Below are 23569 nucleotides of genomic sequence, written 5' to 3'. Positions count from 1 at the left end.
CCCAAGATCGCCCTTGGCTGGCCCCGCCTGTAAGTAGATCAAGATCAGCACAAGTTGTGCAGCGATCATTGCGGCGTTGCGCAGCAACTATTACGTCCTGAAGGTAATTAGTGCTGCGCACTACTGTAAGCAACGTTGCATATCGGGTAGGATCGTGGTCATGGAGATGCGCGCGGCTTTGGAGCTGCTCGGCAGCTTCACTGCCGAGCAGTGGGGGATGGTCACGTCCAAGCAAGCCCGGACTGTCGGCATAGACGCTGTCACCTTGTTTCGTCTGAAAGAGGCCGGCTTCCTCGAGACCGTCCGGCACGGGGTCTACGCCGCAACCACTGCCGTAGTCACCGCCGCCCGTGAGGAGCAGGCCGCATGGCTCTCTATCCGGCCTGCGGTGCCTGGGTGGGAACGACAGCCCCTCCACCGGGATGATGCGGTGCTGTCTCACGGCACCGCCGCGCGCTTGCACGGCCTCGGCGAGCTCACAAACAGCGAGATCGCCATGACCGCGCCGCGTCGACGAACCAGCCGCGATACCGATCTGTGGTTCAAGATCGCTCAGCTAGAGGCAGAAGATGTCACTCTGATCGATGGGCTCCCGGTGACCACGGTCCTGCGAACCGTGTGCGACCTGCTTGACCAGCACATTGACGCCAGTCACATCGCCACGATCATTCGCCAGGCCGTCCTCGCCGACGAGATCCGTCTCGATGAGCTGACCGAGCGCATCGCGCCCTACGCCCGACGCTACCGCGTCCGCCCTAATGATGGCGGTGCGCTGCTGGAGCATCTGCTCGAACAAATCGGCGTGACCGCGGCGGACCTGGTCACCCGACCTGCGCCGGCGCAGCTCCAGGTCACCGCGGCCAGCAACGCTCTCCAGCACCTTGCCCTGGGTAGCGGCACCGGCAAGACCTACGCCAGTGGCCAGTTGATCAACGAGCTGGCGAAGCAGTCCAGCCTCACTCCAGCTCTGACAGAGACTCTGCGTCAGATCCAGCAGCAGCTGGGTACTTCCGCCCTCAGCACGCACTTCAGCGGACTCGCCGACCAGTACCGCAATCTGGTCGCCACACCGGCATTGAGCCGTCTGGTGGCAGACCTCGCGCCTCGCTTCACACTGCCGGAGGACGTCACGCGAGCGATCCTCGGAAGCCGCTTGCCACCCGACATCCCCCAAGCCCTCGCCAGTCGCCTGGCCAGCGGAGAACTCATGCGTGCCGCTCTAGACCACTCCGGCCGCGGTGAGGGAGCCGACGAGCGTGACGAAAGTGCGCCCGGAGACGATTAGCTGATCATGGCACCTGAACGGCTGTGGACCCCAAGGTCTTACAGGAGCTCGCTGAAGAACCGGGCGGAGAACGCCTCCAAGCAGACCGGCATCCCGGCCAGCGAGCTCGTCGATCTGCACTACCACCGCCGCCTGCTTGCGCGGGTGTTCCACAGCGACCCTGACCGGTGGGTGCTCAAGGGTGGCCAAGCCCTGCTGATGCGGTGGCCGACTGCGCGCTACTCCACCGACATCGATCTGCTGAGCGCCCAAAACACCACCGACGCCGCGGTCGAGGACCTGATCAAGGCGGCGTCGTTGGAGCTTGACGACCACCTTCGGTTTGCGCATCACGACACGACCGAGCAGACACACGTCGACCGGCCGACAAGGTCGGTGCGATTCCGCGCGATGTTCGGCAACGTCGTACTCAAATGGGTGAGCGTCGACGTCGTTGTCTCCGACTACATGCCCCGCGGCGACATCGCCACCGAGCCGCTCGAGGCACCCTTCACGACTGAGTGCGAGACGTGGCCAGAGGTGCGGATCTTCCCGCTCGAGGATCACGTCGCCGAGAAGCTGTGCGCGATGTACGAGCGGTACCGGGCCGATGGGAACCCTTCCAGCCGCTACAAGGACTTGGTGGACCTGGTACTCATTGCCTTGAAATCGCCGATCAACGGCCCCCGGATGCACGCCACCCTGCAGGACGAGATCGAACGCCGGCGCAATCGGGGAATGGTGCTGACGTTCCCCGAAGCGTTCGAGGTCCCGGACAAGTCGTGGACCGCCGGCTATCGCAGTGTGGCCAGTGGAGTCCGTGAGCTCCCCGCGGACCTCCGCACTTTGGCTGGCGTCCAGGAGCTCGCGGACGCGTTCATCACTCCTCTGCTGGCGGCCAAAGCTCCCGTCGGCAGCTGGAATCCGGACACCCGTGGGTGGCGATGAGAACCTGATCTCGCTCGGAATCAGCGCGTGACGGCGCGAACAACGTCCCCGCCGAGCAGCGGTTTGTCCGCTGGCCCCTTGAGGTAGGGACCACGGTAGATGACCTTGTGGCTGTTCAGGCTCGGGTACCACTGGCGGACCTTGTGCATCCGGACCACCCAACGGTGCTGCCAGTCCCTTCCCTGTGGCCGGACCGGCGGCCGCACCGTCCGGTCTGCTGGCGGCGCGGACCTGCACGACGCGGACCTCAGGGGGCGCGCCGATCTGATGCGCGGCGACCCGCGCGCTGTGCGTCATCGGGGCTTCATCCTGCTCTGCAATGCGCTGGTCGCACAGTCGCCAGAACGCAGCGAGGAATCGCAGGGTGAACGTGTCGTCAGCGTCGTCGATGGTGCTGCCTGGCTCGTACTCACCGACGACTTCCTCGGCCTCATCCTCCGGTCGGCCATCCAGAGCGCGCAGCCGCTCGCCATGCTCGCGGGCCGCGGCCGCCTGGCGCTCCAACATGCCGGGGTTGTTCTCGTTGGGATCGCCCCGGAACACGAAGGTGCGGACCGAATCCAGCAGCAGCGGTGGCAGCGGGGTGCCCGAGCGCGCGGGCGTAGTCCTGTAGCTCGCGGAACCGTGCGGGCTGGACGGGACCGTGGGTGGCGTGGTAGCGCGACACCCGCGCCGCGGGGTACTCCAGGACGCGCTGCTGCTTGCGGGAGCCGTGAAACGCCGATGCCGGTGTGGTCCAGGTGAAGGCGCGTAGATCGCTGAGGTTGCTGTCAACCGACCGGGTGAGGATCGGTTCGGGCAGCATGATCAGGCCGGTGGGGGTGGGCAGGTCCGTCTCGTTGATCAGGTAGAGGTCGTCGATCGTCAGCGACTGCGCCGCGGCAATGACGACGTCGCACATCTGCGGGCTCAGCACGTATAGCTGGGCCTGGGCAAGATTGCGCGTCTCGTCAGCCAGCACCATCTCTGCAGCGCTGCGCCAGTCGCTGGGGGAGCGGGGGTAGCCCATTCCTCCGAACAGGGACAGCATCGCCGAGAACTGGTTGCCGCCGAAGGCCTGTAGCTTCACCTGGTAAGCCCTGGCCAGGTTGCCCACCTGCACCTTCACAGCGATCTCGCTGTCGGCCAGGTACTTCACAGTGGCGACTCGGGCGTCGCGGGCGGCGCGCGCCGCTCCGGCCATCGTCCACTGCTTGACGCGCTTCTTCGCCCCCACCGGAATCTCCCCTCGAACTCCGCTCACCTCGACGGTAACGAACAACCGTGGAGGCGCGTGGATACGAAACGCGAAGTCTCAGCCCCCAATCGCACTCGGATCAGCTCCGCGGACATGCAGGAAGGCGTAGAGGGCGATGAGGGTGCCGGCGCCGAGGAGCTGTCCCGTTCGGGTCATCTCCGGTACCCGGGTGACTGGAATCCACGACAAAGTGCCGGCCTCATCGGGATCGCTGGGATCTTGGACGCGCTCGAACCGGCGCCACAGGTAGAGCGAGGTCTCGGCAGTGATCATCCCGGGTAGGGGTTCGTAGGTCGCGAGGTGCTCAGGCTCGCCAAGCACGCGGTATCCGCTCTCCTCGAGCGCCTCCCGAGCCGCCGCGGCGGCAGGGTCCTCGTCTGGTTCGACCAGGCCGCCGAGCAGCTCGTAGCCCCACTTATCGACGGCGAAGCGGTGCCGTCGCAGCATGAGCGCCTCGTCGCGCTCGTTGACCAGCAGTGCGATGGCGATCCGCTGCAGTCGTGCGACGGCATGCTCAAACCTATCCCCGCTGGGAGAGCGGATATCTGCGAGATCCACCTGAATCCAGGGGCTGCGATAGACCGTGCGCGTGCCGTAGAGCGTCCACCCGTATTGCTCCATGATCACTGCATACACCCGGCCATCTGCGGCGCTCCGCCCCGCGTCGCATTCCCAACAGGCTGTGACTGCGTCGGGTTCCAGACTTCACCGGCCGTGCCGGCGTCGAATCGAGATCAGCTCCAGGAGTTGCCAGACCTGGTCAGGTACGTCGCCTTCGTGGTCGGGAAGGCCGCACACCAAGCACACCGCGGCCCACGAGCCTGTGGCCTGGTTCCGCGCGAACAGCGGGACGTCTTCGGGGTGGCACGCCATCGCCGGAGCTTCCCCGAACGCCTTCCGAATCGCTTCCCGCACGGTTCGGACCTTACGTGGCGTAGTGGTTGGCGACAGCTCATGAGCCAGGCATCGATGGTGCACTTGCGGGTGGTGGCCGTGCCTTGGCGCGAGGTTCTTGCCGCGATGCAGCGCAGGCCACGAACCGGACGTCGGCCAGCCGGCGCGAGCTCCTCAGTCAGGGGGAGCGGTGGGTCGCGCGATAGAGCGCGAGGAGCTCGGCTTCGCCGGCGGTCTCCAGCAGCAGCTCGACCGTGGGGTCCAGGGTGGGCAACGGCTCGGCGTTGAGCGCGGCGGCGATGGCGTACACGGCCTGCTCGGGCATGGCGGTGGCGGCCAGGCGGCGCGCGAAGTCTGGGTAGCGAGCAGCCGCGGCCGCAGTGAGGGGCACTTCGCGCCCGGGGTCGGCGGGCGTGGTTGGCGGGCCGCCGGCGTGGTCAGAGACAGGCAGCGGATGGCCAAAGATCTCGCGGATGGCGGCCAAGGCGGTGCGCCCGATGTTGTTGATGGCCAGCAGCGCGTCATCGGGACAGGCGGCGACTTCCTCGCCGAAGCTGAACCCGAACCGGTCGAGCTGGTTGTAGCCGCGGAGCGAACCCCGCTGGGGTGCCGCTTCGGTCGCAGCGGCGAGGTAATGGTGCAACGGCGTACGGGTCTTGGGGAGCGGCTGCAACTGCCAGCCGGCGACGGCGCCCTCGGTGAACAGGCGGCGCAACTCCTCGGCCATCTCGCTATCGCCCACCACGTGTAACACGCGGCGGCGCTGCACCCGGCACACCTGCGCGCTGCCCCACGGCCCTCCGGGCTCACCAGCCTGTTGCCACCGGGGTCCGCGGCCGGTGCCGAGCAGGTCGGCGACGCGGCGGGCTTCCCGCTCTGGGGTTCCTTCTTGCAGCCGGGGGTTCTGGCTCACCATGCGCAGCGGTTCCCTCAGGGAGAAGGCGTCAGCCAACGGCATCGACCTCGATCTTGAAGGTGAAGGAGGCTTCGTGCTCGGGTGGGGCCGTTTCGACCCGCACCCGGAAGTAGGCGCGGTGTCCCTCGAACTCGACGGCCGAGGTGATGATGCGCACGTCGCGGCCCTTGAAGGACCTCTGGAATTCGTGGTCGCCAAAAGCGGCCTGGAGCACAGATCCGGGATCGAAGAAGAACGGCTCCATGGCCGTCGGGGTCTCATCGGCGCTGGCCATGATCGAAGCGTATCCGTGTCCTTGCCTCGACGTGGGCAAACACGCCTCGCCGTCATCCGGGCGAGCTTGTCGATGAACGGTCATGTTCGGCTCGGCTAGTCACTCGCACGTCGAGCGGTTGCGCTCGGACGCGTCTCAGTGCGGCTACCCACCGTACCGAAATAATCGTAAAAGCGATTAATCGAAAAGCCCTATTGAGCTGCCGTCAGCCGTCCGGCAAGCCGCGCTGCGACCTTGATCGGGATGACTAGTGCTCGGCCTCCTACGTGCGCTGATGTAACGAGGGTCGTAACGCTTACATGGTCGGTTACGCCGAAGTGGTGCGTACCGCTGGTCGCGGAGGTGGCACCGTTCGTCGCCGAAATATGAACAACCGCCGAGTAACCGACAGTATGACGAGAGTGCCCCAGTACCCCAGCTGGGCGAAGGGTTTGGGTCACTGAGAGGAAGGTGCGCGGGTCTCCTGCAGGCACAGGAGACCCGCGCCGTGTGTGTTCTGCCCACCGGATTCGCGCGAACGAACGGAGACGAGAACGATGACGACACTACCCACACGACGACCGCGAGCAAGGCGGTCGCAGCTCTCGCGCCGTGGGCGGTCAGCCGATGCGGTGAGCGTGCAGTACTTGCTTGCTCGAGCACGCCACCCGTGGCCGGCACAGCCGCGGCGTCATCGCAAGCCCACAGTCGAGCCCGGGTTCGGTTTGATCGGGGTGGTGGTGCTGTCCGGCTGGTCGGCCACGCTGCGGTTGGTGGTGCTGTTGTCAGGCCCGGTTGCGACCCTGGCCATCGTGTCCCCAGAAGCGGCCGGCGCGGCAGTGCTGCCTTTCGCGGGGAGCCTCGCCTGGCTGGCCCGCCCGCAGGCGGGTCGAGCCTGGGCCCGCTCCTAGGTGGCCTTAGCGGCGGTGGGACCCGGACCTCGTGCCGGCTCCCACCGCCCCGGCCATTGCGCGGGGGCGGAGTTGATCGTCGGGGCTCCATGCCAGCGCTGGCCCCGGGCGGGCAGCCGAAGGCTTCGAAGCCTGCTCCAAGTGTGAAGATCAGCAGCCTCGTCATTGGCCACACCGCTCAGGAAGGTCGGCTCACCAGCTCAATTCTCCACGTCGACGCAGTAGGGCGACGCGCCGTCGGGCTGCCGGAGTTCCCCGTGCTCAGGGCGGTGTGGGCAGTGAGGGTTCGAGGCGTTCGGCGAGGGTTTTGGCGTTGTGGCAGGTCTGGTCCTGCGGCGAGTTGATCATTGAGGCGATGACGAGGACCCGGGATTGTTCGGTGATCTCGATGGCCAGGGCGCAGAGCTGGAAGCCGGTGTCGTAGATGTAGAGGCCTTGGCGGTGGTTGATGCGGATCTGGGCTGCGCCGGGGTTGTTCTCGCGGAAGTCGGCCAGGCCTTGTACCGGGTCGAGGGCGAGGGAGTAGCCGCCGTATTCGGACTTGCTGGCGGTGCACTCGTTGCGGGCGCTCTTGTTCTCGCCGGGGCGGAACCCTTGCCCGGTGAGGAGTTGGTCCAGTACGCGGCAGGCGTTCATTCCCGCGAAGACGTCGGTGCCGGGGCTGAGGCCTGATGCCGGACCGGGGATGCCGACGGTGGCTGTGGTGCAACCGGCTGCGGCGAGTGCGCCGCAGAGGGCGGTGGCGATGATCGGCACGATGCGGCGACGGGTCAACGGTGTCCTCATGCTGTGCGGGTGGGCGGCAGGTCTGCGGCCCCGGCGGGGCCGGGTCTCCTCGGTCTCGGCGACCGTGACGGCGCGGCTACGGGAAGGTCGAGTCCGCGAGTTGCTGACGGACGACGTAGCCGAGGGCGACGCGGGCTGCTTGGCAGGCGGAGTTGCCCGGCCTTCGGTCCGGCCCGGTGGTCAGCTGGAACACCTTGCCGCCGGTGTACTCGAGGCTGGCGGTGCACCGGGCGGGTTCCTGTTCCAGGCGCAGCGTGTAGGAGGTGCCGAAGCGGCTGGTGGTGACCTTCGCGCCGGCGACCGGGGGAACTCCGGCGAGGCCGGGTGTGCCGGTGGTCAGCAGGAAGGTCGCGGTGTTTGCTTGCCCTTCGACGGTGCAGGTGGTGCCCAGTGCGGTGCTGCCGCGCTGCCGCGCTTCCTCGCGGTAGGGGACGTTGAGGTGGTAGACGGCCGCTGCGGCGAGGTCGCACGCCGATGTCGCATCCAGCGCGCCGGGGGGCAGGTCCTGGATGGCGTCGCGGGCAGGTGTTCCGCCGGCCAGCGGCACGTAACGCCGGGCGAGCAGCTCCATCCCTTGCCGGGCGAGCGCGCACATGGCCTGCTGGTTGCCGTTGTTGTCGCGGGCGAACGCGTCGACGGCGGGCACGGCGATGGATCGACCGGCCAGCTGCGCGGTGCAGAGGCCGCGGGGGTCATCGGCGGGGACGAAGGAGTACATCCGGCCGGGGAGGCCGGCGAAGGTCGCGGCCTCGAGCACGCTGGTGTACTGGTTGATCGCGTAGAAGGGGCCGTCGTTGCGGACCTGGATGACGTTGCCGTCGGCGAGTCTGAACGAGCAGCCGGGGCCGCCCTCGACGCTGCCATCACTGGTGCGGACCACGCCGCCGCCGAGGCGGCCGAATGCTTCGGTCATCTCGGGCATCCAGGAACACAGGTTCGCCCCGACCGGCAGCGGGATGGGCTGGTCCCAGGCAGCGGTGTCGTAGCCGGACCCGTCGGCCGGCGCCTGGTACTCGGTGATCGCCGCGGCCGCCGGTGGCGCGCTGGGGCGCAGGGTGATCACGAGCGTCGCGGCGATCGCGGCGACGGCGACCAGCGCGATGCAGGCGGCGATGATCGCGCCGCGCCGACGCCGGGGCGGCCGAGCAGGCGGCTGGGGATAGGCCACCGGCCGGTAGGGCTGCTGATACACCGGCGGCGGATACGGACCGGGGTGCGGCGGATTCCCGTGCGGGCGCGGCTGTCCAGGCCATTGTGGATGGTTCATGTTCTCCCCCTCGTGCGATCGACATCGTAACCAGCGCAGCGGCCTGAGCAGCACAGATAGCCGTATTCGGTACGTCGACGCGCGTCTGCCGCCGCGGTCTGCCGGCCCGGATCGCTGGTGTTCGTGCACGATCACCCGTGCAGGGATGGGTGGTGCCGCTATCGTGACGCTGGGGAGTTGATCGACGTTTTCGCGTGAGGGGGCAGCGTGGTGAACGCGCTGGGCGATTCTGGGGTGGGCCGGTCATGACCAGCAGCAACGGCGGCACGCCGCAGGCCCCATGCCCGAACTGCGGCCGCCCGGTGTGGCAGTCGCGGACGCATCCGGGTGCCTGGGTTGACGAGCGCGGCGCCGCGTACTGCCGCCCCGGGACCGCCCACATCGCTCCCGGTCCGGTCCCACCACCGGCCTGGCAGCACCAGCCTGCCGCAGCGAGTGGCTCGCGGAACCCAAATCGGACAACCTGGGTGATCGTCGCGGTGATCACCGTGGTGGCAGTGCTCGGGGCGGTGGCCGTGGCGATCTCGGCGAGCAGGGACGACTCGCCCAGGCCCACCGCGGCAGGGCCAGCATCCAGCCTGGCGCCTGCATCCACCTCGGCCACGCCCCGTTTCACAGTCGTACCGGGAGGTCCGGCGCCCTGCGATCCGGCCAGGCCGGACCTGTTCTACTGCTTCGACCCGGCACTGACCTCGGACGCGCTACGGTCTCACATCCTGCAGCGCCTGCCCTGGTGGAAGTGTTACGGGCACCGCGACCCCACGGCACCGCCGGACCTTGATGTCAAGGGGTACCTCGGCATTTGTCAGGGAGTAGCCCGCGCGGATCGTTACTTGTGGACGCAGGAGATCAAGTGGACAAACACCGGGTACCACCCGGAGGCCCCGTTGGAGGAGGTCACTGCCTCCGCCAGCGTGATCGTGTTCCCCGGACGGGGTGAGCACGTCGAAGACGCCGAGATGAATCAGAAGTCGGACGGGGCGCTGCAGCTCGCTCTGGCTTCGCTCTGGCCCGACGATCACGCAATGGGACAGGCGATCTACGACGTCTACAAGCCGCTGAAAGCCGAATGCGACCGCGGCTTCGACCACCCGTACCCGGCAATGACCCCCACCGGCTACAAGGTCGGCTGCATGGGAACTACCCGTGTCACCACCACTAACCGCAGCGGCGAAGAGGTCATCATCCGGTCGGCGTCTGCCCAGCTGAGCTGCCCCATGACCGAAGAAGAGGCCCTGGAAAGCCACCAGCTGAGCAACTCACCGCCAGCACCGACGCAGTAGGACAGCAGGGACGCCACAGACTGGGCCGTGCGGTCCCGACAGCCGTCGAGCTGACGCTCAGCGCAGCGAGTCAAGCGGCCGGGGTCGACCAGTAGTTGGCCTGCTCGGCTTTCAGGCGCGCCAGGCAGTCTGGGCAGAGCACGCCGCCAGGCCCCGCTGGCTTCTCACCAGCGCCGACCTCGACGCCAGCGACACCGGGCCCGCCCGGCGTGTCGCTCACGCTCACCGCAGGGTTCGTTCGCTACATTCTGGCGTGGCGGACGTGCCGCCTGTCTCCGGTGTTCCGGGTTCCCACGCAGCCTGGTTCCTGCTGGACAAGGGTCTCGGACCCACACGGATCTGTTGGCGTACCCGCGGTTTGTGCCGTGCCTCTGTTGAAAGCGCGTGGGGCTTCAGGAGGAACAGCCATGTCCAACAAGCGCAACCGCAACATTCGTGCCCGGATGGCGCGCACCGGCGAGTCCTTCACCGAGGCCGCGCGTGCGGTCGACGGCGACGACCTGATGTATCACCGTCGCGACTGGGCTCACTCCGGGTGGGCGCGTCTGCTGCCTTCCTCGGCGCACATACTCGAGACGATCGTGGCCACGGCCACCATGGAGAACGTGGACGGCAATCTCCGGCACCTGTTCAAGGACCGCGCCGCGCGGCTCCGCTTCCCGCAGGGAGTTGCCACCGCGGTGAGCTGGGTCGAGGACCATATCGACGACAAAACCCGCGCCCTGAGCGAAGAAGCCGAGGCGGCGTTCCGCGCCGCTCTGGCCGCGGCGGGGCGCCCGGTGCCGGGCACGATCGGCGAGCTCGCCGTCCTCCTGGCCGAGCTCGGCGTCTACCAGCACTCCATCCTGCCGTCGGGGAAGGAGCAGTGGCGCGCCGGCCCTGACCTTCCGGCCCCGGAGGACGTCCTGGCGCTGCCGGCGTCGTGGCTGGCGCGCGAGGAAGAACGGCGGTGGCGGCTGGTCACCGGGCGGCCGGCGCTGGCGCTCGCCAGGCATCTTCGCAACCAGGGCCTGAAGGCTGACCTGAGCACCACGATCCTGCGCCTGGCCCAGGACTCCGGACTGGCCGCGGACGAGGTCCGGCGCGGCCTGGAAGGCATGGCCTACCGCGGCTGGATGACGGCGCACCGACACGATGCGCAGCTGCGACACGCCGACCTCCGCGAGCTCGATGAGCACGCCAGGTTCACCCTGCGACCGGACCTCGAGGCGATGGCCGCCGAACTCACACCCGAGGACCCGGATGACAGCGACGACACCGCGGACGCCGTGATCGATTGGAACGCCAGCCCATGGAAGGTCTACCGCAGCGCTGAGCAGGACCACGACCTCAGCAGCGAATCACTGGCCGTGCTGGCAAGCCTGCCCTTCCCGATCGAACACCCCGGCGGGTCAGCAGGCATGCTCTCGTTGCGCGACCTCGCCGAGGCCCAAGGCATGTCGGTCGAAGCCACCGTGCGCGCGTTGTACGAACTTGAGGGAGTGGGCGCTCTGAAGTGGGACGACGAGCGCCGTCGCGCCCTGACCGCGGGCAGCGTTCCCTTCGCCATCTGAAACAGGAGTGGACGCCTGTCCCGGCCGACAACGCCTCGGCAGGGACAGGCGTCCATTCCCGCTACGGGGGCCAGCCTGCTCACGGCTTCCAGTCCGTGCTCCGTCCGCGCGGCTTGCGCGGCCCAGGGGCCGGAGCCGGAGGCCGCGACCTCGTCCCGGTGGGCATGGCTGGCGGCCGACCGGGTACCAGCTCGGACGTGACCTTGCTCGACCGGCAGCCCGATGTCGGCTCCCCCGTGCACTACCTGGAGGTCGACGGCGGCCCGTGCGAGCCGGGCATGGTGGTCGCGGTTCGCGAGCCCGCCTCGCTGCCGACCGGCGGCATCGTGGACCTGGTCGTCGGCGAACAGCTGCACCTGGCGGTTCCGCGCGTGCTCGCCGAGCACGCGCTGGCCGGCACCTGGCACTGGCCCGACGAACATCCCGCGTCCAGCCCGCCGCGCCCGCTACCTGCTGCCCCACGCCTGCGCAGGCTCTGACCCCGGCAAGCCCCGCCTGCTGCTCATCCCGGCACGGCTCGGGACTCACGGGATGCACGGTCATCGGCAGGTGATCGAGGCGGTCGAGGCGCGGGCTGATGACCCCGTTGGCGAGCGAGCCGCTCGAGGCCCGCTCGGGACCAGCCACCAGGTACCCAGCCGACGTAGAAGGCCATGCCGCTGATCACCAACATCAGCACCGTGTCCTCTGCGCGATCACAGCGCTCTCGCTCGCGACCTGCTCATGGCGCCACCTAGCCGAGCAGTTCGATGATCAAGCGGATCACCTCCCCGACCAGGGGGATGATCAGTGCGAGCCACCGCGTCTGATCGCCATCATGACGCTTCTTCTTCTCCATGTTTTCGTCCTCTCCGCACGCGCCGGGCTCACCACCAGGCCGCGCTCTCGTCGTAGGTCCGCGATCTCCTTCTCGAAGTCCTCTGCCGAGGAGAAAGAGCGGTAGACGCTGCCGAACCGGAGGTGAGGGTCCAGCGCAGAGCCGAGTTGCGGCTGAGCAGCGGTAACGGATCGGGAACACGGGTAACGGGCAGGCAGGTGAGATCGACATCCCACCGGGAAATCCTGAGAGGGGAACCATGCGCACTCATGCCCACGCTGCGGCCGACCCGGGAACGAGGCGCGGCGCAGCTGGACGCGTCAGTGTTGCGGTAGCGATCGGGTGTGCTGCTGGTCTGCTGATTCTGGGATGCAGCGCTGGCCCCGGCCAGGCGACGACGACTGCACCCACGTCGTCGAGCGCGGCCCCGGCCTCCACCAGCATGCGGTCGATCTTCTCCAGCACCACCGCCGCCGCACCCCGCCCAACGGGGCCGCGCGGCAACCTGATCAAGAAGGTGGGCGAGGTGATCTACTGGGGCGGCCCCACCGCGCAGCCCTCGGATCCGGAGTTCACCGTCACCAAGATCGCCAAGCAGAGGTCCCAGTACGGGGGCCAGCAGGTGATGGTCGTGACCTTCCATGTCCAGACCCGCTCCGACGCCGCCCTGGCGCAGGAGCTCTCCCTCGCGCTGACCCCGGTCGTCTACGTCACCGACCCCGACAGCGGGGAGAGCAAATCCCCTGGCGGAGCCATGGAGATCGGGGACCGGCCCGAGATCTTCGGCACCAACAAGACCTACGACTTCGGCTACGAGTTCGACCTCGCCGACGTCTACGACCACGGCTGGCTCACCATCAACAGCAATGGCGGCCCCGGCGGCGGCGTCGACATCCAGTACGACCTGCGCTAACAGGGGGAACATGCAGGAACCGAGCCCAGTGCCGACGCGGCCGGCGGCAGACACGACGCCACCCGAACTCGCCGAGCTGGCGACCTGGTCGTCATGGCTGCCCTTCGACCAGGCCCTTACCCAAGCCCCGCGGCAACCCGGGGTGTACTTGGCCCGCTCGGCTGGCGTCATCGTCTACGTCGGCATGGCCGGCGAGCGGAAAGGCCTGGGCATCCGCGGCAGGCTCGCGATCTACACCTCAGGCAAGGGGGCGGTCAGCGGCCTCGGCGAGGCCGCGTTCAACCGCGCCTTGGCCGATCCGTCCTGGGTCCGGTCCCAGCTCACCGCGCTCGAGGCCGGCCAGGCCCGAGCGGCGAAGGAGTGGGCGCGGGCCGCGCTCGACCACGCGGCGCTCGACCTGGCGTGGGCCACCACACCCGACCGCACGGCCGCGCTACGACTGGAAGCGCAGGTCATCGCGCTCCTGCATCCCCACGGCACGCTCTGGAACGCGCGGATCTAGCTGCCGCGGCGGTTGGGTCGTGCCGGGCACGTTCCTCGTCAACGATGGCTGTCTGGGTAGGGCTTGGCCTCCTTGTTCGGGATCCACCGCCACAGCGTCCGCCCGGCGCGTGCGACACCGCGGCCAACCCAGCGCACCGCGCCAGCCGCCCAGCGGGCGGCGGCCGATGGTTCGGGCTGAACCGTGAGCGTGGCGTCGTGCACCCCTGAGTACGGCTCGACGTCGGCCACGCGGTGCCTCGGGAAAGCACGAGCGGCGTGTCGCTGGGACCGAGCCCGAACGATGTAACGGGGGGTGTCCTGTCCAGGCAGGGCTGTGAGCGTCACGCGGTACCGCCGAAGATCGCCGTGAACCATGCGGCAGACGGTAGCCATCTCACCGCGATGGCGGGAGTCAGCCTCGACTCCAGTGCGCTCGCCACGCACCAGCACCGGCCGCCGACACAGCAGGCCCGTCATAACCCTCATGGGTGAAAGTTGCCGTGTTTGCCTGTAAGTAGCACCCGGCATTCGGTGAGTTGATCACCGGACACAGTACCTGCGGTTTTCGATCATCACTGCGCCGTTCTGCGGGCGCTGGCCTGGTCCACCGTTGCCAATTCACCAGTTGAACGTGGTTATACGCGGAGCTTCTCGAACGATCACGCAACGGACACCAGCGCCATAACGCGCTGGTAGATCTCCGGACAGTAATGAAAGAGACCAAAGCGATGACTTCAAACCCCATGCCGGCGGCGCCAGCGCCTCAGCCCACCACCCCTGCCAAGCCCGCGAAGTTCGCAGGACTGGCCTGGGCTGCCCTCATCCTCGGGATCGTCGGTGTGGTCGGTTCGCCGATCATCTTCCTGAACAACGTCACTGCGGTGATCGCCGGAGTGGGTTTCATCCTCGGGATCATCGCGCTGTTCGGCACCCGCAAGGTCCTCGCCGGCATCGGTGTCGTTGTCTGCGTCGCTGCGATCGTGTTCACCGTTCTGAAGCAGAACGCCGACGTCGAAGCACTCAACGATGCACTGGACGGCGGCACCTCGATCTCCGACGGCGACAGCAGCACGTCAACCCCCATCACCCTGTCGGTCGGCGAAACCCACCGCGCCACGGATGTTGACACCACTGTCGCCAACCCGCGTGCCGTCACCACCTCCGCGTTTGCCGCGCCGAAGCAGAAGGCCTCGGCGATCGCCTTTGACGTCACTCTGGTCAACCACTCGAACAAGCCGCTTTCGACCGCGCTATTGCTGTTCCAGGCGACCATCGGTCAGCAGCAGGCCGAGCAGGTGTTCGACTCGGCCAACAACCTTGGCGGCACGCCGACCACCGACGTGCTTCCTGGCCAGACCGCGAAGTTCACCATCGGCTTCGTCGATCCCGGCTCCGGTGACGTCACGGTCCAGATCAGCAGCATGAGCGGCGACAAGATCTACTTCGTGCACAAGCGATAACGAACCCCGGCAGTCCGACGCCGTCCAGTTCCTTGAGACGGAGATGAACAGCGGCCCGTACAAGGCCGCATGACCGAAGATGCCTGCTGCCGCTGGCGGGGCTGAGGCTCGGAGTCGGGGGCGGGGGCCTGTTCGCCCTCTACCTGACGTGGCGCTGGCAGCGAGCCGCCGAAGTCCCACGCTAGCAAGTCAGACCGCTCGACCCGTGCGTCAGCCGGTAGCCAGCTCACCGCGATCGCGCGGGGTTAGCGAAAGTCGCGGGATGCGTGCTGGATGGTCATCGGTAGGTGTTCGAGGCGGTCGGCGCGGAGGCTGATGACGCCTTCGGGGGAGCGTTGGACGATGCCGCGCACGATCATGGCCGGGCTGGCGCGGGCGATGGTCTGGAACGCGGCCCAGGTGCCGCGTTCGACGACGACGTTGAGCATGCCGGTTTCGTCTTCGAGGTTGAGGAAGGTGATCCCGCTGGCCGTCGCTGGGCGCTGGCGGTGGGTGACGGCGCCGCCGACCCGGATGCGGGTGCCGTCGGCGATGTTGGCGATGTCGACGACGCGGAGCGCGCCGAGTTCGGTGAGGCGGTCGCGGACGAACTGGATGGGGTGGGTGCCGGGGGTGACGCCGGTGGCCCAGGCGTCCGCGGCGGCCAGTTCGAGCTTGGTCATGCCGGGCAGCGGCGGGGCGTCCAGGCCAGGTGCGAGGCCGGGCAGGTGATCGGGGCGGTGTCGGGCGGCCGCGCCGGCTGCCCACAGGGCCTGGCGGCGGTCCTGTCCCCAGCTCGACAGCGCGCCCGCGGTCGCCAGCGCCTCCAGCGCCGGGGTGTCCAGCCGGACCCGGCGCCCGAGATCGGCCTGGTCGACGAACGGGCCGCCGGCCTGGCGGGCGTCGACGATCGCGGCGGCGGCGTCGCGGCCGAGGTTGCGCACGGTCCCGAGGCCGAGCCGGACCGCCAGGCCGCCGGTGCTGTCGGCGTGGGGTTCGAGCGTGGCGTCGACCCCGCTGGCGTTGATGTCGGGGCCGAGGGTGATCACCCCGTGCCGGCGGCCGTCCTCGACCAGCGACTGCGGGGAGTAGAAGCCCATGGGCTGGGCCTTGAGCAGCCCGGCGAGGAACGCCGCCGGGTGGTAGCACTTGAACCAGGCGGAGGCGTAGACCAGCAGCGCGAATGAGTGCGAGTGCGACTCGGGGAAGCCGTAGTCGGAGAAGGCGTAGATCTGCTGGAAGATCTGCTCGGCGAGCTCGCCGGTGATGCCGCGCTCGGCGGCGCCGTCGAAGAACCGCTTCGCCAGGCGGGCCATCTTCTTCCCGGAGCGCTTGGAGCCCATGGCGCGGCGGAGCTGGTCGGCCTCGGAGGCGTCGAACCCGGCGCAGTCGATGGCCATCTGCATGACCTGTTCCTGGAACAGCGGCACCCCGTACGTCCTGTCGAGCGCGTTCGCGAGCAGCGGGTGGGCATGCTGCCACGGCTCGCCCTGGCGGCGGCGGATGAGCGGGTGCACCGACCCGCCTTGGATCGGGCCGGGCCGGATCAGCGCCACCTCGATGACCAGGTCGAAGAACTCGCGCGGCCGCAGCCGGGGCAGGGTGGCCAGCTGGGCGCGGGACTCGACCTGGAACACCCCGACGGCGTCCGCGCGGCAGAGCATGTCGTAGACCTTGGGGTCGGCGAGGTCGAGCTGGGCGAGGTCGATCTCCTCGCCTTCGAACTCGCGGACGAAGTCGATCATGTAGTGGATCGCGGAGAGCATCCCGAGGCCGAGCAGGTCGAACTTCACCAGCCCAACGGCGGCGCAGTCGTCCTTGTCCCACTGCAGCACGCTGCGGCCCTCCATCGCGGCCCACTCGATCGGCACGACCTCGGTGACCGGCCGGTCGCAGATCACCATGCCGCCGGAGTGAATCCCGAGGTGGCGGGGGAAGCCCTCCAGGGCGGCGGCGATGTCGAGCACCGGCTGCGGAACCCCGGTCTCCTCCGGCGTGGCGGAGTCGATGCCGGACCAGCGGTCGAGGTGCTTGGACCAGGCATCCTGCTGACCGGGCGAGAAGCCCAAGGCCTTGGCCGCGTCCCGGACGGCGGACTTCGCGCGGTAGGTGATGACGTTGGCGACCTGGGCGGCGCGGTGACGGCCGTGGCGGGTGTAGACGTACTGGATCGCCTCTTCGCGCCGGTCGGACTCGATGTCGACGTCGATGTCCGGGGGCCCGTCCCGCTCCGGGGCGAGGAACCGCTCGAACAGCAAGTTCCAGCGGATCGGGTCGGCGTTGGTGATGCCCAGTACGTAGCAGACCGCGGAGTTCGCCGCGGAGCCGCGGCCCTGGGCGAGGATGTTGTGGCTGCGGCAGAACTCGATGATGTCCCACACGATGAGGAAGTAGCCCGGGAAGTCCAGCTTCTCGATCACGTCGAGCTCGTGCTCCAGCTGCGCGTAGGCCTCCGGGTTGGCCTCGCGCGGGCCGTAGCGGCGGGCGGCGCCCTCCCAGGTCAGGTGCCGCAGGTAGGCGGCCTCGCTGCCGCCGAAGGCCTCCGGTACCGGGAACGGGGGCAGCTTCGGTGCCACCAGCTCCAGCTCGAAGGCGCACTCCACGCCGAGCACTGCGGCGCGCTGCGCCGCGCCGGGCCAGCGGGCGAAGGTCCGGGCCATCTCCGCACCGGAGCGCAGGAACTGCATCGGGGCCGGCGGCAGCCACCCGGCGATGTCGTCCAGGCTGCGCTGGGCCCGCACCGCGGCCACCACCGCCGAGAGCCGGCCCGCGCTGGGCTGGGCGTAGTGGACGTTCCCGGTGGCGATAGTGGGCAGGCCGAGCTCGGCCGCGAGGCCGGCCAGGACGTCGTTGCGCACGCTGTCTTCCGGATACCCGAGGTCGAGCAGTTCGACGGCGACGTGGCCCCGGCCGAACCGGTCGACGAGACCGCGCAGCGCGTCGGCGGCCGCGGCCGGGCCGTCCTCGACCAGGGCGCGGCGGACGGCGCCCTTGCGGCAGCCGGTGAGCACCACGACCTGGCCGCGCAGCTCGTCGATGAGCTGGTCGTGGTCGTAGACCGGGCGGCCCTTCTCCTTGCCGCGCAGCTGGGCGTCGGCGATCACCGACGACAGCCGCCGGTAGCCGTCCAGCCCGCGCGCGAGGACCAGCAGGTGCTCGCCCTCCGGGTCCGGGACGCCGTTCTGCCGCATCGACAGCCCCAGCGACAGCTCCGAGCCGTAGACGGTGCGCACCCCGAGCTCGGCGGCCGCCTCGCTGAACCGGACCGCGCCGTACATGCCGTCGTGGTCGGTCAGCGCGATCGCGTCCAGCCCCAGCCGCGCGCCCTCCTCGACCAGCTCCTCCGGGTGGCTCGCGCCGTCGAGGAAGCTGAAGTTGGAGTGCACGTGCAGCTCGGCGTACGGGACACGCTCACGCAGCGCATCGTCGGCCCGGCGGCCGCGCAGATCCTCCGGCGCACCGCGGTAGCCCTCCCGCTTCCGCGACCAGGCCGGCGAATCGCTGCCGTCCCCGCCCTCCGGGACCAGGCGGCCATCCAGCTGCCGTTCCAGCTCCCGCCACGGCTGCTGCGGGTTGTTGAAGCCCATCCCCACTCCACGACGTCACGAACCCACGCCCGCGGGGAAGACGAGCATCGAACATACGTTTGGATTCTCCGTCCGCGGGCTTCAAGATCGCAAGTGAGGGTGGGTCACTCGGCGGGGGCGTGCGGCCCGGTCTCGATGGGAGGACGACTCAGAACCACCATCCGGACAGTGATCGGCCCGGCGACGCTGACGAACGCTGCGAGCATGATCACGAGCAGGTCGAATCCGGAGTGCTGCCATGCCCCGAGGCCGGCGAATACGCCGACGGTCACGACGACCACGACGAACAACCGCCGAGCGAGGTGTTCATGGACGCGGCGGAACATCACCGACGACACGATCGCCGTGACGTGGAGGGCGATAGGCCAGACGAACCCACCGACGACGTCATAGAACGTGCCACCGATCGCGGTGAAGGCCCAGCGGAACTGGGCCACGGTCAGTACCAATGATGCAGCCTCGACCGCGATTGCCAGGATGGTCATGACTAGGCCCAGGACTCGAGTACTGCGCCGGGCAGGTTGGGTATCCACACAGTGATCTTCGGCAGTGGTCAGAGATGGTGAAGCCGCCGTTGGAGTGGCGGCGGCCGCAGCGGTGACGTGGCCGACAATGCTCAAGCCACAGGCCGCCCGCGAGCGGACGCATGCACGGCCAGCGCGCCTTCTATTTGAGAACTACTACATGAAAGAACTACATGGGTGCTGAGAAAAGGGGTTCTGACCTGCGAAAATGCCGAAGTCGATCGCGTCGGGATGCGTACGCGTCGCGTCCGGATGCGTGGCCTCCTGGGGAAACACGCGACGCCCATCGCGTCGGGATGCGCGCCGATGGCGGCTTACAACGAGAGCTATCCACAGCAGATCTGGTCAGATCGCGTCGGGATGCGTGGACAACTCGCTTCCGCTGGGCGGGCGTCGCGTCCGGATGCGTGGACAAATACATGTTGTCAATCAAGCATCGCGCTGGGATGCGTGGACAACTCGCCAGCCGACGGGGGAGGGGCGCTTGTCGAGCGCATTGGAGCTTTGGGCGATCGCGTCGGGATGCGTGCTCATCGTGGGTTCTTGTGAGCGTGCAACCCGACAAGCTCCAGATCGCGTCGGGATGCGTGGACAACTCGCGGCCTGCGTTTCGGTCTGGAGCTCAGGTCGATCGGGGTTGAGCTTCAAGTTGCGGCATGCGGACGCCGCGGCAGCCGTCTCGGGGCGCCACACTGATCGCGCTGGGATGCGTAACGGTCCGTCACGAACTTTGACAGAAAGTGGCGTCGCGTTGGGATGCGTGCTCATGAGCTGCTGCGACACACCCAGAGCGCTGACAGCGTTCACCTCCGCCCGCATCTACGCTGTGCGGGGTGACGACACAGGCCGATCTTGCCTTCGCGCGGGACGCCGCGCAGGTGAGCATCCTGGACCGCGAACAGCAGGAACTTGGGTTCGTGACGCGGGTGTTTGCCTCGACGTCACTGCCCTACAAGGAACCGCCGCCGACCACCGAGGTGTGGTGGCGCCGCAACGGGAAGCTGCTGCTGACGGTCACTCCCGGCAAGACTGTTGACGAAGATGGCACCGTCCAGAATCTGGGGTTCCCGTTCGGGGCGATTCCGCGCCTGCTGCTCGCCTGGTTGTCCACGGCGGCCGTACAGACGCGAGAGCCGCTGCTGCAGCTGCCCGACTCGATGGGCGAGTTCATGCGGGACCTCGGCATTGGCGCGGCGACCGGCGGTAAGAAGGGCAGCATCAGCCGGTTTCGCAACCAGACCAACCGGCTACTCGAGTGCAACCTCACCGTGAAGCAGGAGGGCGACCCGAGCCTCGACAAGGGCGGAAAGCTCAACATCGCCAGCGCCTGGCAGCTGTGGTGGAGCGAGAACAAGACGCCTGGGCCGTCGTGGATCCGGCTCTCCGAAGAGTTCTTCCAACTGATCCTCAGCGCCCCAGTGCCCATCAGCCTGCACGCTCTGCGGGTTTTCCAGAAGTACCCGGTGCAGATGGATCTGTACTGGTGGCTGACCTACCGCCTGTGCTTTCTGCAGAAACCAGTGCTCGTAACCTGGGAACAGCTCTCCGAGCAATTTGGCTTTCAGCTGGCCCCAACCCCGCGCGGCCTGTTCACCTTCAAGAAGGCGATCGTCGACAACTTGAAGAAGGTGCTGGCCGTCTACCAGCAGGCCAATGTGGAGGTCACCAAGCACGGACTGCTGCTCAAGCCGAGCCAACCGCACGTGCCGTTCAAGGGGCTGCGCGCGCTCGAAGTCGGATGATCCGGCGGCGGAAGGGCGCCTGGCGCCCAGCTGTAGCGCTCGCGGCTGTTCCAGCCGTGCTGAGCACCGCCAGCGCCGCCTATCAGCGGCTCGCCGAGCGGCGGGACGCACGCCGCTTCCCGCCGCCCGGCGAACTGGTCGACATCGGTGGGCGGCGGCTGCACGTCTTCCGGTCCGGCAGCAGCGCGCCAGCGGTGATTGTGTTGCCTGCGATGGGGACCCCGGCCATCGAATGGATCCGGGTGCACCGTGCCGTCGCCGAGCGCACGGACGCGCAGGTCGTGTTGGTCGATCGGGCGGGCATCGGCTGGAGCGAAGCAGACCACGGCCCGCGCAGCATCAGCACCATGGCCGACGAGGTCCACACCCTGCTCACCGCGCTCGAGCTCCACGACCCGGTGATCCTGGTCGGCCACTCCGTCGGCGGGCTGATCGCGAGGTTGTTCGCGGCACGCCATCCGCAGCGTGTGGCACGCGTGATCCTTGTCGACTCCAGCCACGAGGACATGTACGAGCGGCTGCACCGAGTCGATCGCACAGTTCGCGCGAGCGAGCTGTGGAAGGACGCCATCCGTTGGCAGCTGCGGGTGCTGGGCTGGCGAAGGCTGCGGTTTGCGCTCGGGGGACTTCGCGAGCTGCGGAAGGCCGCGGCGCGCGAAGCGCCCGCTGATCTCGTCAACGCCCACCTCGCCCGACAGCTGACGGGCAACTACCGCCGCGCCGCCGTCCAAGAGTTCCTAGGCCTCCTCTGCGGCCGGCAAGCCCTGCGTCGCGAGGCACGAGAACTCGGAGACGTGCCGATCACGGTGGTGACCGCCGGTCCGGCCGGGCGCGAAACCTGGTATCCCGCCTGGCTTGACCTCCAGAGCGACTTCCTGACCATGTCGAACAACCACAGCCAAACCTTTGCTCATCACGCTGGACACCACATCAACCACGACGACCCCGATTTTCTCGCCGCGGTGATCCTTGATGCCGTCAGGGCAGCTGAGACCAGGTGATCCATCCGTCCGTGATTGCCACGCGTCGGTGAGCCCGCGCGGCCAGCGCGATGTCAGCCGTGGCCCCTACGATGCGCCACGGGAACCCCTGGCGAGAACGGCCAGGCAGAAGGGGGAATTGTCATGACCAACGGGGACGCTGATCCATTTAGGCTGGCGCAGCTGTTCGAGGACCACTTCCGCGACTCGCTGCGTGGGGATCCGCCGCCGGCGGGGTACCAGCACTGGGCCTACAAGCTCGTGCGCAGTGACCACAGCGCGGGCGGCAGCTTGAGCTGGCCGACCGAGGCCGGCGCGCTTGTCGAACCCGGTGACCACACCGACGGTCACGCCCATGGCTGCACCGCCCCAGGCACCCTCGCAGTTGTGACCGACATTCGTCACCTCGCCCGCAGCAGTGCGGTGGGTGGCAGCGCGGTGTTGACTCTCGCCTTCGGTGACGAGGACGTGGTGACCTGGAACGACTCTGGGCTTGTGCTGCTGCGTCGGGCGTATCTGGCCGATACTGACCCCGCCCACCTCAACCTCGGGCACCACTTCTCCGACCCCACGTACCGGGCCCTGAACTCCATCGACGTCTCCAGCCTCCGAGCCCGTGAACGCGCCTCATTCCTCGGACCGGAGCCCCTGCAGCCTCCCGGGCTCGACGTGCGTCGACGGGTTGCTAGCCCCGTGCCGCCTGGGGACTGGTTCCGGACCGCACTGGCCTGCTACCGCCAGCCTCCCAACGACGTCTTCGACGTGGCGGCCGCGCTCGCCGCGATCGCCGGCACCAAGACCTGCGCCGACGAACTGAGCACGTTATCCCTGCACGTCGGGATCTTGCGGAACGCGCTGACGTGGGACCGCCAGGTCGCAATTCAGCGCCGCATCGACGGCTACCTGCATGAGCATTTCGGGCGTGCTGACCCGCGCACGGAGGATCCCGAGCGGCCGATGTCCCGGATCGAACAGTGGCTGCACCTCTACCCATACGCACCCCAGTTGCTCAATCTCGCCGAAACGCTGATCGAACTCGACCTGATCATCGAGGATCTTGGCGACGATCCAGCCGAGTTCCTTCAGGAGATCCTCCCGGACCTGCGCCGACTGCGCCGCGCATCCGAACGCGACGCCCACGCCGACACTGAATCCGGACTGGGGCCGATGCTGGACGAGGGCCCCGCCTTCCAGATCCTGCCCGGCACTGAAGACGCCATTCCGCGCTACACCACAGTCACAGCCCTCTACCTGACCCCCTCAGGCCTGGCCAAACTGGTCTCCCTCGAGGACGCCGACGCCCCCGGCGCGCTGCGCATCCGCCAAGCCATGCTCGGTAAGCCCCTCCGTACCGTCGCCCTAGGGTCGAACGCCGAGCTGGTCTGCTCGGCGAATGCCGACGACCTCCCTCACAACGTGCTCGCCAATCGGCTACTAGAAGCTTGCTACCCCGACGTAGACGAGCTCGTCGGCGGAAACGTGATCATCGTCGGTCATCGCGAGGGCCACGAGGCAGACGTCCCGGCCTCCCTGCTAGAGCAGCTTGCGGGCCTCGGCGTAGTCCCGGACCAGGAAATTCTTGAGCATCAGAGCTGAGTCCAACCAATCTCGGTGGTGGCCGGCTCGACCCGCACCGAGTCGTCAATCCACGTCCGCTCCTGGCCTGTCCCGGCTGCGGCGGCCGGGACCACGCCAAGGTCGGGCCCGGCACCCGTAAAGCTGCGGTACTTCGCCCACGACGGAACTCCGGACGCGCTCTGCCCCGGCTGGGG

General features: G+C 68.2%; 19 protein-coding genes and 1 pseudogene. 11 read left to right on the top strand and 9 right to left on the bottom strand.

Annotation, left to right across the window (positions count from 1 at the left end):
- Nucleotides 1–160 precede the first annotated feature (160 nt).
- Both AMY39116_RS43705 and AMY39116_RS0328970 read left to right on the top strand, forming a co-directional pair.
- Nucleotides 161–1285 carry a type IV toxin-antitoxin system AbiEi family antitoxin domain-containing protein gene (locus tag AMY39116_RS43705; protein WP_020421106.1) on the top strand — a complete coding sequence of 375 codons (1125 nt, stop codon included), beginning with the start codon at nt 161–163 and terminating at the stop codon, nt 1283–1285.
- Nucleotides 1286–1291: 6 nt separating this feature from the next.
- Nucleotides 1292–2212, top strand: coding sequence for a nucleotidyl transferase AbiEii/AbiGii toxin family protein (locus tag AMY39116_RS0328970; RefSeq protein WP_020421105.1), 921 nt, complete (start codon nt 1292–1294; stop codon nt 2210–2212).
- Between the two features lie 430 nt (nt 2213–2642).
- Here the strand turns inward: AMY39116_RS0328970 and AMY39116_RS0328960 are convergent, their stop codons facing one another.
- The 6 genes from AMY39116_RS0328960 to AMY39116_RS0328925 form a co-directional block, all read right to left on the bottom strand.
- Nucleotides 2643–3428 (bottom strand): hypothetical protein, encoded by a 786-nt coding sequence (locus tag AMY39116_RS0328960; RefSeq protein ID WP_020421103.1) that lies wholly within the window; start codon nt 3426–3428, stop codon nt 2643–2645.
- Nucleotides 3429–3506: 78 nt separating this feature from the next.
- On the bottom strand, nt 3507–4076 hold the full coding sequence (locus tag AMY39116_RS0328955) for an NUDIX domain-containing protein (protein WP_020421102.1): 570 nt from the start codon (nt 4074–4076) through the stop codon (nt 3507–3509).
- A gap of 445 nt (nt 4077–4521) precedes the next feature.
- Nucleotides 4522–5301, bottom strand: a complete 780-nt coding sequence (locus AMY39116_RS0328945) for a hypothetical protein (protein ID WP_020421100.1) — start codon at nt 5299–5301, stop codon at nt 4522–4524.
- Nucleotides 5288–5533 carry a hypothetical protein gene (locus tag AMY39116_RS0328940; RefSeq protein ID WP_020421099.1) on the bottom strand — a complete coding sequence of 82 codons (246 nt, stop codon included), beginning with the start codon at nt 5531–5533 and terminating at the stop codon, nt 5288–5290. The genes AMY39116_RS0328945 and AMY39116_RS0328940 overlap by 14 nt, the downstream gene beginning before the upstream one ends.
- A 1151-nt stretch (nt 5534–6684) precedes the next feature.
- The gene (locus AMY39116_RS0328930; protein WP_063710188.1) at nt 6685–7209 is read right to left on the bottom strand and encodes a hypothetical protein; all 525 of its coding nucleotides are present in this window, start codon (nt 7207–7209) and stop codon (nt 6685–6687) included.
- Nucleotides 7210–7285: 76 nt separating this feature from the next.
- On the bottom strand, nt 7286–8401 hold the full coding sequence (locus AMY39116_RS0328925) for a hypothetical protein (protein WP_020421096.1): 1116 nt from the start codon (nt 8399–8401) through the stop codon (nt 7286–7288).
- A gap of 542 nt (nt 8402–8943) precedes the next feature.
- Here AMY39116_RS0328925 and AMY39116_RS0328920 point away from each other — a divergent pair.
- The 3 genes from AMY39116_RS0328920 (at nt 8944) to AMY39116_RS0328910 (ending at nt 11791) form a co-directional block, all read left to right on the top strand.
- The gene (locus AMY39116_RS0328920) at nt 8944–9759 is read left to right on the top strand and encodes a hypothetical protein (protein ID WP_020421095.1); all 816 of its coding nucleotides are present in this window, start codon (nt 8944–8946) and stop codon (nt 9757–9759) included.
- Nucleotides 9760–10166: 407 nt separating this feature from the next.
- On the top strand, nt 10167–11312 hold the full coding sequence (locus AMY39116_RS0328915) for a DUF6042 family protein (RefSeq protein WP_020421094.1): 1146 nt from the start codon (nt 10167–10169) through the stop codon (nt 11310–11312).
- Nucleotides 11313–11509: 197 nt separating this feature from the next.
- The gene (locus AMY39116_RS0328910; protein WP_020421093.1) at nt 11510–11791 is read left to right on the top strand and encodes a hypothetical protein; all 282 of its coding nucleotides are present in this window, start codon (nt 11510–11512) and stop codon (nt 11789–11791) included.
- Nucleotides 11792–12200: 409 nt separating this feature from the next.
- Here the strand turns inward: AMY39116_RS0328910 and AMY39116_RS47645 are convergent.
- Nucleotides 12201–12275, bottom strand: a pseudogene (locus AMY39116_RS47645) (transcriptional regulator NrdR); the annotation flags it as partial.
- 296 nt (nt 12276–12571) lie between these two features.
- Here AMY39116_RS47645 and AMY39116_RS0328900 point away from each other — a divergent pair.
- The 3 genes from AMY39116_RS0328900 to AMY39116_RS0328890 all read left to right on the top strand — a co-directional run bounded on the left by AMY39116_RS0328900 (nt 12572) and on the right by AMY39116_RS0328890 (nt 14985).
- Entirely contained in the window at nt 12572–13042 is a 471-nt protein-coding gene (locus tag AMY39116_RS0328900) for a hypothetical protein (RefSeq protein ID WP_020421091.1), read from the top strand.
- 10 nt (nt 13043–13052) lie between these two features.
- Nucleotides 13053–13544 (top strand): hypothetical protein, encoded by a 492-nt coding sequence (locus AMY39116_RS0328895; RefSeq protein WP_063710187.1) that lies wholly within the window; start codon nt 13053–13055, stop codon nt 13542–13544.
- Nucleotides 13545–14235: 691 nt separating this feature from the next.
- Nucleotides 14236–14985, top strand: coding sequence for a hypothetical protein (locus AMY39116_RS0328890; protein WP_157358718.1), 750 nt, complete (start codon nt 14236–14238; stop codon nt 14983–14985).
- Between the two features lie 245 nt (nt 14986–15230).
- Here the strand turns inward: AMY39116_RS0328890 and AMY39116_RS0328885 are convergent, their stop codons facing one another.
- Nucleotides 15231–18551, bottom strand: a complete 3321-nt coding sequence (locus tag AMY39116_RS0328885; RefSeq protein ID WP_020421088.1) for an error-prone DNA polymerase — start codon at nt 18549–18551, stop codon at nt 15231–15233.
- A gap of 104 nt (nt 18552–18655) precedes the next feature.
- Nucleotides 18656–19036 (bottom strand): hypothetical protein, encoded by a 381-nt coding sequence (locus AMY39116_RS0328880; protein ID WP_020421087.1) that lies wholly within the window; start codon nt 19034–19036, stop codon nt 18656–18658.
- 872 nt (nt 19037–19908) lie between these two features.
- On the opposite strand from AMY39116_RS0328880, the gene AMY39116_RS0328875 reads away from it, so the two are divergent.
- The 3 genes from AMY39116_RS0328875 (at nt 19909) to AMY39116_RS0328865 (ending at nt 23393) form a co-directional block, all read left to right on the top strand.
- Nucleotides 19909–20817, top strand: a complete 909-nt coding sequence (locus AMY39116_RS0328875; protein ID WP_027936308.1) for a replication protein RepA — start codon at nt 19909–19911, stop codon at nt 20815–20817.
- Between the two features lie 56 nt (nt 20818–20873).
- Entirely contained in the window at nt 20874–21818 is a 945-nt protein-coding gene (locus AMY39116_RS44815) for an alpha/beta fold hydrolase (protein ID WP_020421085.1), read from the top strand.
- 123 nt (nt 21819–21941) lie between these two features.
- Complete coding sequence (locus tag AMY39116_RS0328865; protein WP_020421084.1) at nt 21942–23393, top strand: hypothetical protein; 1452 nt, start codon at nt 21942–21944, stop codon at nt 23391–23393.
- The last annotated feature ends 176 nt before the right edge of the window (nt 23394–23569 follow it).

Source organism: Amycolatopsis sp. ATCC 39116 (genome assembly GCF_000231075.2).
Classification (GTDB): Bacteria; Actinomycetota; Actinomycetes; order Mycobacteriales; family Pseudonocardiaceae; genus Amycolatopsis_E; species Amycolatopsis_E tucumanensis.
This window is presented reverse-complemented; position numbering and strand designations above follow the sequence as displayed.